This window comes from Achromobacter xylosoxidans A8 (assembly GCF_000165835.1).
Lineage (GTDB): Bacteria > Pseudomonadota > Gammaproteobacteria > Burkholderiales > Burkholderiaceae_B > Achromobacter > Achromobacter xylosoxidans_B.
The window spans coordinates 3,432,383-3,445,391 of the sequence record NC_014640.1 but is presented as its reverse complement, the minus strand read 5'-3'; the positions used below and the strand labels follow the sequence as shown (position 1 = coordinate 3,445,391).

At 63.7% G+C, this 13,009-nt stretch carries 11 protein-coding genes; 5 read left to right on the top strand and 6 right to left on the bottom strand.

The genetic code is table 11. From position 1 onward, the window contains the following. Window positions 1-18 precede the first annotated feature (18 nt). The 3 genes from AXYL_RS15925 to AXYL_RS15915 form a co-directional block, all read right to left on the bottom strand. On the bottom strand, window positions 19-1,545 hold the full coding sequence (locus AXYL_RS15925; protein WP_013393840.1) for a tripartite tricarboxylate transporter permease: 1,527 nt from the start codon (window positions 1,543-1,545) through the stop codon (window positions 19-21). 3 nt (window positions 1,546-1,548) lie between these two features. After that, on the bottom strand, window positions 1,549-2,019 hold the full coding sequence (locus AXYL_RS15920; RefSeq protein ID WP_013393839.1) for a tripartite tricarboxylate transporter TctB family protein: 471 nt from the start codon (window positions 2,017-2,019) through the stop codon (window positions 1,549-1,551). Between the two features lie 255 nt (window positions 2,020-2,274). Further along, window positions 2,275-2,787 (bottom strand): GFA family protein, encoded by a 513-nt coding sequence (locus AXYL_RS15915; RefSeq protein ID WP_013393838.1) that lies wholly within the window; start codon window positions 2,785-2,787, stop codon window positions 2,275-2,277. 434 nt (window positions 2,788-3,221) lie between these two features. On the opposite strand from AXYL_RS15915, the gene AXYL_RS35180 reads away from it, so the two are divergent. Then, the gene (locus AXYL_RS35180) at window positions 3,222-3,359 is read left to right on the top strand and encodes a hypothetical protein (protein ID WP_013393837.1); all 138 of its coding nucleotides are present in this window, start codon (window positions 3,222-3,224) and stop codon (window positions 3,357-3,359) included. 48 nt (window positions 3,360-3,407) lie between these two features. Here AXYL_RS35180 and AXYL_RS15905 read toward each other — a convergent pair whose 3' ends face one another. From AXYL_RS15905 to AXYL_RS15895, 3 genes are all read right to left on the bottom strand, one after another. Beyond that, window positions 3,408-4,958: a sensor domain-containing diguanylate cyclase gene (locus AXYL_RS15905; RefSeq protein WP_013393836.1), complete on the bottom strand. Its 1,551-nt coding sequence runs from the start codon at window positions 4,956-4,958 to the stop codon at window positions 3,408-3,410. Window positions 4,959-5,005: 47 nt separating this feature from the next. Next, window positions 5,006-6,088, bottom strand: coding sequence for a tyrosine-type recombinase/integrase (locus AXYL_RS15900; RefSeq protein ID WP_013393835.1), 1,083 nt, complete (start codon window positions 6,086-6,088; stop codon window positions 5,006-5,008). Window positions 6,089-6,193: 105 nt separating this feature from the next. Next, window positions 6,194-7,084: a LysR family transcriptional regulator gene (locus tag AXYL_RS15895; RefSeq protein ID WP_013393834.1), complete on the bottom strand. Its 891-nt coding sequence runs from the start codon at window positions 7,082-7,084 to the stop codon at window positions 6,194-6,196. A 378-nt stretch (window positions 7,085-7,462) separates the two neighbouring features. Between AXYL_RS15895 and AXYL_RS15890 the strand changes: the two genes are divergently transcribed. The 4 genes from AXYL_RS15890 to ydiK all read left to right on the top strand — a co-directional run bounded on the left by AXYL_RS15890 (window position 7,463) and on the right by ydiK (window position 12,989). Further along, window positions 7,463-8,746 (top strand): MFS transporter, encoded by a 1,284-nt coding sequence (locus tag AXYL_RS15890; protein ID WP_013393833.1) that lies wholly within the window; start codon window positions 7,463-7,465, stop codon window positions 8,744-8,746. Between the two features lie 375 nt (window positions 8,747-9,121). Beyond that, window positions 9,122-10,156 carry a DNA-binding protein gene (locus AXYL_RS15885; RefSeq protein WP_013393832.1) on the top strand — a complete coding sequence of 345 codons (1,035 nt, stop codon included), beginning with the start codon at window positions 9,122-9,124 and terminating at the stop codon, window positions 10,154-10,156. Window positions 10,157-10,259: 103 nt separating this feature from the next. Beyond that, a complete protein-coding gene (locus AXYL_RS15880; protein ID WP_013393831.1) occupies window positions 10,260-11,699 on the top strand; it encodes a transglycosylase SLT domain-containing protein in 1,440 nt (479 codons plus the stop codon). A gap of 159 nt (window positions 11,700-11,858) precedes the next feature. Further along, a complete protein-coding gene (ydiK, locus tag AXYL_RS15875; protein ID WP_013393830.1) occupies window positions 11,859-12,989 on the top strand; it encodes an AI-2E family transporter YdiK in 1,131 nt (376 codons plus the stop codon). The last annotated feature ends 20 nt before the right edge of the window (window positions 12,990-13,009 follow it).

The window sequence follows — 13,009 nt, the reverse complement described above, 5'->3', positions numbered from 1 at the left end:
AGGTGCGGGCTCGCGCGGCTACACCGAAGACTGCGCCTGCTTCAAAGCCTCGCGGCCCTTGCGTTGGCGCACCGCCGACATCACCAGCAAAGCGATCAATCCCACGCAGGCCGCCACGAAACCCAGGCTGATGGGCCGCGTCACGAAGATCGCCAGATCGCCGCGCGACAGCAGCAGGGCGCGGCGGAAGTTCTCTTCCACCATGGGGCCGAGCACGAAACCCAGCAACAGCGGCGCGGGCTCGAAGCGCAGGCGGATCAGCGCATAGCCTGCCGCGCCGAACAAGGTCACCATGGCCACGTCGAACAGATTGTTGTTGGTGCTGTAGACACCGACGCAGACGAAGAACAGCGCCGCCGGGAACAGATAGCGGAATGGCACCGTCAACAACCGCACCCACATGCCGATCAATGGCAGGTTCAAGAGCAGCAACAGCACGTTGCCGACCCAGAAACTGGCGATCAGCCCCCAGAACATGTCGGCGTGCTCCACCATCATCTGCGGTCCCGGCTGGATGCCGTGGATGATCAGCGCGCCCAGCATCAGCGCCATCACCGGGTCGCCCGGGATGCCCAGGCTCATGGTGGGAATGAAGCTGGTCTGCGTCGATGCGCTGGTCGCCGCTTCCGGCCCCGCGATGCCCTCGATGGCGCCGCGCCCGAAGCGGCGCGGCTCGCGCGCCACCTTCTTTTCCGTCGCATACGAAATGAACGAGGCGATGGTGGGGCCGGTGCCAGGCAGGATGCCGAAAGCCGCGCCGATGGCCGTGCCGCGCACCAGCGCGCCGCGCGATTGCTTGATGTCGCCGGCTTCGGGCCGCATCGACTTCATGCTGATCTTGGCGGTGGTCACCTTGGCGTCGCCGCCGATGCGGTTGATGTTCTTCAGGAAGTCCGCCACGCCGAACAGGCCCATGGCCAGCGCCACGATCTGCAGGCCATCGGACAGTTCAAGAATGCCGAAGTGAAAGCGCATCGTGCCCGTGTTGACGTCGGTGCCCACCACGCCCAGCAGCAGTCCCACCACCACCATCGCCACGCCCTTGATCGCCGACCCCTTGGCCAGGGTCGCGCCAGCCAGCAGGCCCAGCATCATCATGGAGAAGTACTCGGCGGGACCGAACTTGAAGGCCACGTCCACCAGCATCGGCGAAAACAGGATCATCGCCAGAATGCCCACCGACGCGCCGCAGAACGACGAGAACATCAGCATGAACAGCGCCGAGCCTGCCTTGCCGTTGCGCGCCAGCGGATTGCCGTCCAGGCAGGCCACCGCGTGCGAGGCGGTGCCGGGCAGGTTCAGCATGATGGAGGTAATGCCGCCGCCATACTGCGAACCGTAGTAGATGCCCGACAGCATCACCAGCGCCGCCGTCGGCGTCATGGTGTAGGTAAGCGGCAGCAGGATGGAGATCGCGGCCAGCACGCCCATGCCCGGCAGCACGCCGATCAGGTTGCCCATGAACACGCCGAAGGCGGCCCACATCAGGTTGTCCAGCGCGAAGGCGACGGAGAACCCGTGCATCAGGTTGTTGAGGATTTCCATCGATCAGCCCCAGCGGAACAGCGGGAACTGCAACTGCAGCGCCCAGGAGAACACGGCCACGCCCAGCACGGTCACGCCCGTGGCCAGCAAGGCCGCGCTGCGCGGCGTGTGCTGACGGTCGCCCATTGCGGAAATGAAGACCAGCGCAAAGGTCGCGGGCACCAGACCGCCGTACTTGCCCAACAGGATGAAGGTCATGAGTCCGCCGATGATGCAGCCCCAGCCGCGCCAGTCTGGCGGCGGCTCGTCTTCGGCCTCTTCCTCCACGGCCGCGGGAGCCGCGGCCATGCGCGCGATCATCAAGCCCAGCAGCACCAGCAGCACGCCCAGGATGGCGGGGAACATGCCCGGCCCCATGCGCGCAAGGCTGCCGATGTTGTAGGTGGATGCCTGCGCGATGGCGCCCAGGCCCAGCACGATCATCGTGCCGGCCGCCCAGGCCTCGCGCCGCGCGGCGCTGCGTTTGGATTGCATCTGTAGTCCTCCCGTTGTTGTGCTTTTGCCTGACTACGTTCTGAACAAAAGCTGACTTTTGATTGAACGCGGAAGTCTAGGAATCCAAACTTCCGTTCACCTTTCAGGTGGACGGGCAATGTGCAAAACAGGCCTTTTTCCGGCCAAAACGGGGGAAATCCCTAGGCCGCGTGGGAACCGCGGGCAGGGCAATGCCTTGCGCAATGCGCAGACGGCTACAACGATGAGAAGAAGGAATTGAGTCGCGGCGCGTGTTCAGCCCTTGGGCACCCAGGGCTTGCGCTGGCTGCCGGCCAAGGCGGCGTCCAGGCGCTGCTTGGCTGCCTCGGGCCAGCAGGCGTCCATGTCATAGAACTCGTCGGCCGCCGGCACATTGTCCGGGATGCCCACCCACGGATGCTTGGAACGCACAAAGCAATGCGCGCCAGGCGGAAAATCGGCGGCGCGGTCCAGCGTGCCGGCGTATATCAGCGCCACCGTTTCGCCATAGCCCGGATGATGGCTCCACAACAATCCTGCGCAGGCTGCGCAACGCACGATCACGACAGTCTCGCCGTCATCGGCGGTCCGGTCCGCGGGATGGCGGCACACCTCGCCCTGCAAGCTGCGCACGCGGTTGGATTCGATCACCGCGTTCATGGCGAAGGCGGTGCCGGAATGGCGCTGGCACAAGGTGCAATGGCAGCAATGCACGAACATGGGCGGACTGGCGAGGCGGTAACGCACAGCGCCGCAATCGCAGCCGCCTTCGATGGGAGCTTGGGTCACGATGAGTCTCCTTTGAAGGGGTGCAGCCAGTGTATTGAGGCGGCAGGCGGGCGGGCAGTGGCAATCGCGTCACGATGCCGGGGGATTTGCGTCAATATCGCGGCGGCCGAGGCCCATGCGCACGCGTCCGGGGCCTGGCCTTCCGTCCGAAAGCGAACGTCCGGCAGCCGCCTAGGCAGGGCGGCCGCCAGCGGCAGCATTGCTTTTTCAGGCAATACGATGCTAAAATACGACAACTTTCGGCAAAATCACAACAAAACCAAGCGCCGAAAAAGTCGCTGGCGGCTGCGGCCGCCATTTTCGTTTGCGTTGCCTGCGCGCATGCCCCCCGCGCCCCAATGGCATCCATTGGAACAGCATCCATGGCACGCACGAATCTCATGCATTGCGCTTAGTGCGGGGGAAAGCCATGCGCCCTGAACAGGAGAACGTTCATGTCTCATCAACTCGTCGGCAAGAAGTGGCAATTCGAGATTCCGCCCCTGGACTGGAAGGCGCCCGAGACCAACAAGGAAGCGGACATCAAGGTCGCTGCCGTGGACGCGGACTCCGCCGAAGACAAGGACGCCTGACCCGGCGCCAAATCAGCCCCTGAGTTTGCCGCCCGGCGGGCAGGGGCGTCAGGCCGCGTGTGTCACCACGCGGTTGCGCCCCTGCTGTTTGGCCGCATACAGCGCGGCATCGGCGGCTTGAAACACCGTGTCGACATCCGCGCTGCCCGCCGGCCATTGCGCCACGCCGGCCGACACCGTGATCTCCAGCGCGCCCTTCAGGCGGTGCGTCTCCGTCCTTCTGCGCAGGCGCTCGGCCATGCCCGCCGCCTCCTTGGCCCCCGCGCCGGGCAGCAGGATCAGGAATTCCTCGCCCCCGCTACGACAGAGTATGTCGGTCGGGCGCGAACAGTCGCGCATCAGCTGCGCCATGCCCTGAATCACTTCGTCGCCAGCCGTGTGGCCGTAGGTATCGTTGACCCGCTTGAAGTGGTCGATGTCCAGCGCGATCACGGCAAAGGGCGTTTCGGCTGCCTGCAACGTCTCCACCGCCTGCAGCGTACCGCGGCGGTTGCGCAGCCCGGTCAGGGGATCGGTGATGCTGGCTTGATTGAGCTTGCCGATCTTGTCCTGCAGGTTGGTGTAGCTCCTGATCACTGCGCGCTTCAGGCGTTCGGCCTCGAAATACCAGGCTTGCACCGAGCGCACCCGTTGCATCGCCACCGCCATGTCGTGATGCTCCACATTGGTCGCCAACTGCGACAAGGGCTGCGAGATCTTGCGCGCGCACCACCAGATCGCCAGCAGGAACAGCAGGGCGAAGGGCGCCGCGTAGCGGATCAGCGCCCAGATGAGGTCGTTCAAGGGTTCCAGCGTGGCCTGCGCGGGACGCTGCGCGACCACGCCCCAGCCGCTGCGCGACACGTGGGCATATCCCGCCAGCATGTCCACGCCGTGCGTATTGACCAGGCGCTGCGCGCCGTCCTCGCCGCGCATCACCGCTGCCACCACCGGGTTGCTGCTCACATCCTCGCCCACGCGTTTGCTGTCGAGGTGATAGATCAGCCGCCCATCGCTGTCCACCACATACAGATATGAGCCATCCTGGTAGGGATGCTTGCCCAACAGATTGTGCAGGGCTCCCTCGTCGCGCAGGTAGATCGTGCCTGAGACATAACCCAGGTAGGCGCCGCTCTCCGAATGAATCGGATGGGAAACGTTGATCAGCAGATTGCCGGCGATGGACACATAGGGCTTGCTGATCAGCGGCTTGCGCGTTTGCAGCGCCATGCGGCTGCTGGCATTGTCGACCCGCGAACCCTCGAAGTTGCGGATGCCCTGGCTGGCGGCCAGCATGATGCCGTCAGCGCGCACGATGCCCACGGAGTTGAAGCTGTCGGTCTGCTCGCGCAGGCGCTCAACTTCCACGGCCAGCAATTCCCGCGAATCGAAGCGCGCCGCCACGTAGCGGGCGCTGTATTCCAGCTGCCGCAGGGCCGAATCCAGAAAGGTGCCGGCGCTTGCGGCCAGCTTGGCGGCGTAGACCCGGTTGGCTTCCAGCGTGTTGGCGATGAGTTGTTCGCGCTGCACCCGATAGCTGGCGTACAGGGCGTTGGCGGTGGCGGCAAGGGCGCTGAATACGGTAAGCGCAAGCACCAGCCCGCGTAGGTTGATTCGCATGTGGATCGTGTCAGGCTGAATTCGGATTGCGGCGAGTGCGCGCGATTTTACCCGCGCGGAGCGTCCGGTTCGTCCAGCAAGCGGGCCGCGGGTGATTCGGCCGCCGCCCCGGCGCGGAAGTAACCCATCACGGTGGCCACGCTGGCGTGGCCGGTCATGGCCATGGTGTCGCCCAGCGGCACGTTCCGGCGGCCCGCCTCGGTCACGAATCCGGAACGCAGGCTGTGCGCCGAATAGTCGCCCTCCAGCCCGGCCAGCTTGCAGCGTTCCAGCACGATGTCCCGCACCGCGGCCGCGGCCAGCGGCTCGCCCAGCACGTCGCCGCGCCGCACCCGCCGGAACAGCGGGCCTTGCGTGATGCCGCTGGCGCGCAGCCATGCATCGAGCGCCTGGGCCGCCACGCCGGCGATGGGCTTCTGGTCGTTGGCGTGGGCGGCGCCCGATTGATTGGTCTTGGAATGCGCCAGCGCAAACAGAAAGCCCTCGGCCGTGCGCCGCGTGTTTTCCATCGTCGCGCGCACCACCTCGGAGCGCCTGCGGCCGCCGCTGGCCCAGGCGAACAGCAGCAGGGCGCGGTCGCGCACCCCGCGCAGGGAATCGTCGCAGGTCGCCAGCATGGCTTCCAGCGGCTCGCGCGTCAGCGCCACCTTCTTGGCCGGCGCCACGCCGCGCCGGGCGTAGGCGCGGCGCGTCCTGGAAAGCAATTCGCGCACCGCCGCGGCGCGGCAGGGGTTGGGGTGGCCGTGCAGTTCATGCGCCTTCGACAGCACCGATATGCGCTGCAACAGCGTGTTGAGGCTAGGCGCGCCCAGCCTGCCTTTGGCCTTGAGCCGGACCAGCTCCTGGTCCAGCGCCAAAGGCAACTCCCATTTGAGCCCTTGCTCGGTCGAGCGCTGGGCATGGTCGACCACGAACTGAATCACCGCGGCTTCCGGGACGGGCAGGGCGAAGGGACGGGAATAGCGCAGCTCGAACCACGCGCTCCAATAGCGGATGGCGGCGCGGTAGCTGGCGAGCGTGTTGGCCGAGCTGCCTTCGCGCAGCAGGACGCTTGCCGCGGCATCGGCCTGGGCGTCCAGGGTGAGCGGGTCCAAGGCGGGCAGCGGCGCCTGCGATTTCAGCTGTGTCATGGGCGGATGAGTAGGGGCAATCTTCCTTCATGCCTATTATTGTGTACTTGGCATGATCTTTCGGATGCATTATAGATTGCCCCGGAAAGCATTATGACGTTGCCGTCAGGCCTGGAAAAAAGCAGCCTTTATTTCCTTCATAAGACCCTTGGCGGCTTGGCTCAGGAGGTGAAAATCCCTGCTCAATAAACAGATGTTTCGGTCCGGGAGATTATCAGTGAGAGCAAGCGGGGAGAGGACCTGACGAAATGCGGCCATGTTGAATGGCGTAGCCGACCATATGCTGATTGCGTCCGAATTCCTTGCCAGCTCTATATACAGTCCGATCGACGCGCAATGAATAATCCGTTCGGGCAATGCGCAGCCCAGCATCTGAAAACATCTGACCAAGGGCGAGGTCTCGTCGCTTATCGGGTCGAGTGTAATCCACTCATAGCGCAGGATTTCCTCAAGAGTGGTGGCGTTCAGGGCGGGATGGCCGGGCCTGACCCCAATCATCGTCTTTACCGTCGACAGTGGAATCGCCGAGCAGGCGGCAGACTCCGCAGGCATCTCGGTCGATATGGCGAAATCAAGCGTCCCATCCCGCAACAAAGTGAGCAGTTTGCCTGGCCTCTCTTCGACAATCGTGATCTGGACATCGGCGTTCCGTTTCCTGAATTCCAGAATCGCCTTCGCCACACCGGCAGTGCCAGCCACTGGCGCGACGCCGATGGTCAATGCGCCAGTGAGGCGTCCCTTTAGCGCCGCAATATCCTGGCGAGCGCGCGCGACCTCCGCATTTATCAAGCGCGCCCGGTCTGCAATCGCGGCGCCGGCCTCTGTCAGCCGCATCCCTTGCGCGGTCCGCACCAGGAGCGGCACTTCCAGATCTGCTTCCAGTTCTCTCAGCGATTTACTTACGGCCGATTGAGTGAGATGTAATCGATCGGCTGCGCGGTTGATGTTGCGTGTCTCCACAACAGCCAGAAAGGCCCGCAATTGGTTTAGTTTCATGAAACCTGGGGCACGGGTTGCGTCGATCCGGGTTTCGCGCGGCTGCTGGCCTCTCTGATCCAACGATACGTAATCCCCGATTTCTTCATTCTGTGGCGCTCCTAAGCGGGAGGATTCTACTTCTGGCTACCGCACCCTTGTGAGGAATTTTCCCTTGCACCTGACTTGGGCCACAACCAAAAGTTTTTTGATCAAAAAAAAGTCGCGAGACCTGCCCAACAAAGGTGACATGATCGATCGGCAATCGCTGCCGATTTTTACCGAGAATTTTCTCAGCGATGGCGATTTCAAGAATCCATCAATCAATTTATCCATATTCGTAATGTTTTTCGAATATGGAAATCGATATAACAGTGCTGGGCAAGGATCGAGACTGCCATGAAAAACCCTCCTTATCGACGCGTCACCCTGACCATGGTGATGGCCGTTGCGGTCATCTGCACCCTGGATAAGCTGATTTTTGCCTTTGCCGGTCCGTCCATCATCCACGACTTGGGCTTGACGCCCGTGGAGTTTGGATTCGCAGGCAGTGCGTTCTACTTCGTTTACTCCTTTGCCGGCGTGGCGGTTGGCTTCCTCGCCAATAGAGTCAAGACCAAATGGATCTTGCTGGCCATGTCGCTGCTGTGGGCCGCTGCGCAGTTCATCGTCAGTTTCGTCAGCAGCTTCGCCGCGCTCGTCGCCAGCCGAGTGTTGCTGGGAGCCGCAACGGGGCCTGCAACCGCCACCACTCAGCATGCCGGCTTCAAGTGGTATCCAGCCAATGAGCGTATCGGCGTCTCGACGCTGATACAGGTCAGCATGCTGTTGGGCGGATTGCTTGCCAGCGCAGTCATGCCGTTGTCCATCCAGCACCTAGGCTGGCGGCTCTCCTATCTGTTGCTAGGCGTGGTCAGCGTGGTTTGGGTCGCGCTCTGGCTGCCATTTGGCCGGGAAGGCTCGATTGGCGAGCAGGCGGCGGGCGAAGCACACTCAAGGGTGTCGTACCGCCGGATGTTGCTGAGCAGGTCGTTCCTGATGATTGCGGTGATGGGTTTCATCGGATACATACCGAACGTCCTGGCCGTCAGTTGGCTGCCCGTCTTTCTGCAGAAAGGAGTGGGGCTAAGCCCTGCGCAGATGTCTGCCTACCTCATATCGACGACCCTGGCGGTCATTCTCACCAATCTGATTGCGTCGGCGCGCAGCAAGAGGGCATTGCAGAGAGGCGCCTCGTTCAGGAAGGCAATGGTCCGGCCTGCACTCTTTGCCTGCATGGTGGGGGGCGCGATATACCTTGGACTGCAGTACGTAGGCGGAAGCATGCCGGCGACCTTGGCGTTGTTCTTCGCCGGCTCGATCGCCATAAACATCATGCCCGCGTTCGGGTTCGCAATCGTTGCGTACCTGTCGCCGGATTCGCAACGAGCCTCCATGCTGGCGATCTACAACGGCATTATTACCACTGGCGGGATCCTGGCCCCCGCCTTGATCGGCTACATGATCTCCGCCACCGGCGGAGACGTCCTCGCCGGCTTCGGACAGTTCTTCACGGTGTGCGGGGCGGTGGCGGTAGGGGTGAGCATCCTCGCCTTGATGGTGCTGGATCCCGAGAAAACACGCAAAGCGCTGGATCAGGACGCTGGCAAAGAAGCGCATCTGCAGTCGCCCGCATCCGTCTGACAAAAAGCACAAGCGGCAACAGGGAATCGCATTGCGCCATGCCTCCGTCCCGCCGCTCGTCGCCGGCTCCGGCACGCAGCGGTAGGGCGCCAAAACGCGCCACCGCCGCCCCCAGTAGCTCGCGTTCCCGGACGAATAGGGTGCGGCCGCGCTCGGCGAGGGCTGGACTCCCTACCGCGCGTGTTCATTGGATGGGCGGCGCGAAGTGCGTGACAGCAGGGCCGCCCGGGTCGGAAATCTGTAGGAAATCATATTTCATACATTTTATTATGTATGCTGTATGATATCTAACATAAATATGAGATTACTCGCGATAAGTTTCCATTATCGTGAGTAAATATCCTACAGATGCTGAACCGGGCACGGAGCAAGCGCATGGCCACCGGAATTACCGAAACTGACGTCTGGACCGCCGCCGACGCCTTGCTGCTGGAGGGCGCGCGACCCACCATCGAGCGAGTGCGGCAAAAGATAGGCCGCGGATCGCCCAATACCGTCAGTCCTTACCTGGAAACCTGGTTTCGCTCGTTAGGCGCGCGCATCAAGGACCCGGGCGCGTTCGCGGCGCCCGCAGCGGTGCCGGACCCAGTGGCCCAGGCGGCGGCCCACTTCTGGGAAGCCGCCTTGGCCGAGGCCCGCGCACAACAGGAACAGGCTTATCGCGGACGCTGGGAAGAACTGGCGCGGGAAGGGGAGCAGTTGGCGTCCAACGCCGAACAGCTACAACAACGCGAAACCCAGCTTGCGCATCGCGAACAGGATTTGCAGGAAGCGCTCAGGGTAGCCACTGCCCAATTGGCCGCCGCCGAAGACCGGCTGCAAGCAGCCGAACAGCAGCTGCGGCAGCGTGACGAATTGCTCAAGCGGAACCAGCTGCAATTGGAAGACGCCCGCAGCGCCACCCAGGCTGCGCTGGCGGAAAACGAGAATATCCGTGCGCAACATGCCCAGGCGCTAGCAGCAACCGAAACCCGTCACGCCGCCCATGAGCGCCGCTGGCTGAACGAGCTGGACGGCGAGCGCGGCGCCGTCAAGCGGCTGCAGGCGCGGCTGGACGAAGCGCAAGCGGCCAGCCAACAACAGGCGGCCCAGGCCCGCAAGGGATTGGAGCAGGAGCAAGACCAGCGCCGGCAGGCAGAGCAGGACGCGCAGGGCTTGCGCGCCGACGTCCAGGCCCTGCAAATGCGCCAGCAGACTGAACAGACAGCGGCAAACGCAGCCCTGGCAGCGGCCCGCGAACGCGAACAATCGCTCGAAGCCAGGCTCGCGGCCGCCGAGCAGCGCTCGTCCGAGTACCTGGCGCAACTGAAAGGAAAGGACGCGCAGTTGGGCGAATTGACCCGGCATCTGATGGCGCAAGTCCAGCGGCAGGATGCGGCGCTTGCCCCGCCCGATAATTCCCATCCCTAGCGCCTCGATTCGGATTATTGTTGTAGACGGCGGGCCGCGCAAAGCGCCTCGCCGCGCGGCGTACGAAAAGCGTAGCAGCACGACCGGGCCTGCCGGAGGAACTATGTCATTTCGCGTGATTGCCTTGATGCTTTGCGCGCTGTTGCAATGGTTGCCTCCAACGGCCGGGTATGCCCAGCCAGCGAAGGGCAAGGGCGACCCGCTGGCGCTGGCCTACAACGTCAAACCCTGGACCGGCGATTTCGACGGCATGGTCAAGCGGCGCCAGGTCCGGGTGCTGGTGCCCTACAACAAGACGCTGTACTTCCTGGACAAGGGCGGCACCCAGCGCGGCATCATCGCGGACATGATGACTGCGTTCGAGAACGACCTGAACAAGCAGCTCAAGACCAAGAACATCCGCGTGTACGTGGTGTTTCTGCCGACCTCGCGCGAACGCCTCATTCCCGACCTGCTGGCGGGCAAGGGCGACATCATTGCGGCCAATTTGACGATCACCGATGAGCGCCAGAAGCTGGTGGACTTCTCCACGCCCCTGGCGAGTGGCGTGCGGGAACTCATAGTCGCCTCGCCCGGGGCGCCCGAGCTGAAGTCGCTGGACGATCTGGCCGGGCAGGAGATCTTCATCAGCCCGGTCAGCAGCTACTACGGCAGCGTCAAGCAATTGAACGCGGACCTCCAGTCCCGCGGGCTCAAGCCTGCCATCATCCGCGACGCGCCTGGCACCTTCGAGACCGATGACATCCTGGAGATGGCCAGCGCGGACCTGGTGAAGTACACCGTCGCCGACCGCTATCTGGCCAATTTCTGGAAGCAGATATTCCCGCAGATCCGGGTCTATGAAAACCTGGAGGTCGACAGCGGCAACGATATCGCTTTCGCCTTCCGCAAGAACTCCCCCAAGCTCGCGGCGGTGCTGAACCCCTTCATGGAGAAGAACCGCATCGGCACGTCGTTCGGCAATCAGCAGCTGACCAAGTACCTGAAATCCGTAAAGTGGGTAAAGGCCGCCACCGACCCCGAGGAAATCGAGAAATTCCACCGCCTGGCGGACTTCTTCCGCAAGTACGGCGACCAATACAACATCGACTGGCTGCTCATGATGGCGCAGGGCTACCAGGAGTCCAGGCTGGACCAGGACGCCAAGAGCTCGGTCGGGGCGATCGGCGTCATGCAGATCATGCCGGCCACCGGCAAGGAACTGAAAGTCGGCGATATCCGGCGCGAGGAATACAACATCCATGGCGGCGTCAAATACATCCGCTTCATGATCGACCAGTACTACGCCAAGGAACCCATGACCGATCTGAACAAGGGCTTGTTCGCCTTCGCGGCCTATAACGCCGGACCGGGCCGGATCAGCCAGCTGCGCAAGGAAGCCGCCGCCAAGGGACTGGACCCGAATGTCTGGTTCGACAACGTCGAGCGTGTGGCGGCCGAACGCATCGGGCGCGAAACGGTGCAATACGTGAGCAACATCTACAAGTACTACATCGCCTATACGTTGATCCGCGCCCAGGGCGCGGGCGCGGCGCCGGGCTAGGGCGGGGCGTTCCCACGGCTTGCGGGCGTCCGCGGTATATGTCCGCGGGAATTTCGGATAAATTCGCCACAGGCGCATCCGCATGCACCCATCCGGCAGACGCCCCGCCGGCATCGATGCGCCACAGATCAGGGCCACGGGCCCTGTCAGGAGCAGCGGTTGAATCCTCTTCCACGCCAGACGGTCGATCTCGCCCGCATCATCCTCGTCATCGTGATCCTGGCCGGCCTCATGGCGGGCAGCCTCTACATCCTGCGCCCCTTCCTGCCCGGGCTGGTCTGGGCCACCACCATCGTCGTGGCCACCTGGCCGGTCATGCTGGCGATACAGCGCTATTGCGGCGGGCGGCGCTGGATCGGCACGCTGACGATGCTGGTCATCCTTCTGTTCGTCATCGTGCTGCCGCTGTACGAGGTGATCTCGACGCTGGCGCTGCATAGCGGCACGATCATGGCGGCGGTCAAGAGCCTGCCCGACTACGCGCTGCTGGCGCCGCCCGCCTGGGTCCAGGGGATTCCCTTGGTCGGCCCCAAGATCGCGCACGAATGGCAGACGCTTTCCGACGCCGGCGCCGGCGGCCTGCTGGCCAAGCTGGAACCCTACCTGACCAGCGCCGTGACATGGCTGCTGGGGCACGCCGCCATCGTCGGCGCCTTCATGATGCACATGCTGATCACGGTGGTCGTGGCCGGCATCCTCTATACCAAGGGCGAGGTGGCGGTCGACTTCGTGCGGCGCTTCTTCAACCGGCTGGCGGGCCAGCGCGGCCTGGCGGCGGTCAAGCTGGCCGGGCAGGCGATACGCGCCGTGGCGCTGGGCATCGTCGTCACCGCCGTGGTGCAGTCCGGCCTGGGCGGCATCGGCCTGTGGATCGCGGGCGTGCCGGCGGCAGGCATCCTCACCGCGCTGATGGTGATGCTGTGCCTGGCGCAGCTTGGGCCTTTTCTGCCCATGCTGGGCGGCGTGGTCTGGCTATTCCAGAACGACATGAAGCTGGCGGCCGCGGTGCTGCTGGTCTGGGCGGTGCTGGTGGCGATGCTGGACAACTTGCTGCGGCCGTTGCTCATCAAGCGCGGGGTCAACCTGTCGCTGCTGCTGATCCTGGTGGGCGTGCTGGGCGGGCTGTTCGCGTTCGGCATCGTGGGCCTGTTCATCGGTCCGGTGATCCTGGCGGTCACTCATACGCTGCTCAAGGCCTGGATCGACGAAGTGCCGCCGCCTAGCGCGCTAGCCACCGAAGCGCAGCCGGCCGAGACGCCCGCGGAGCGGGCCGGATTCCCGCCGGTCTAGAACGGCAGGCGCCCTCCAAG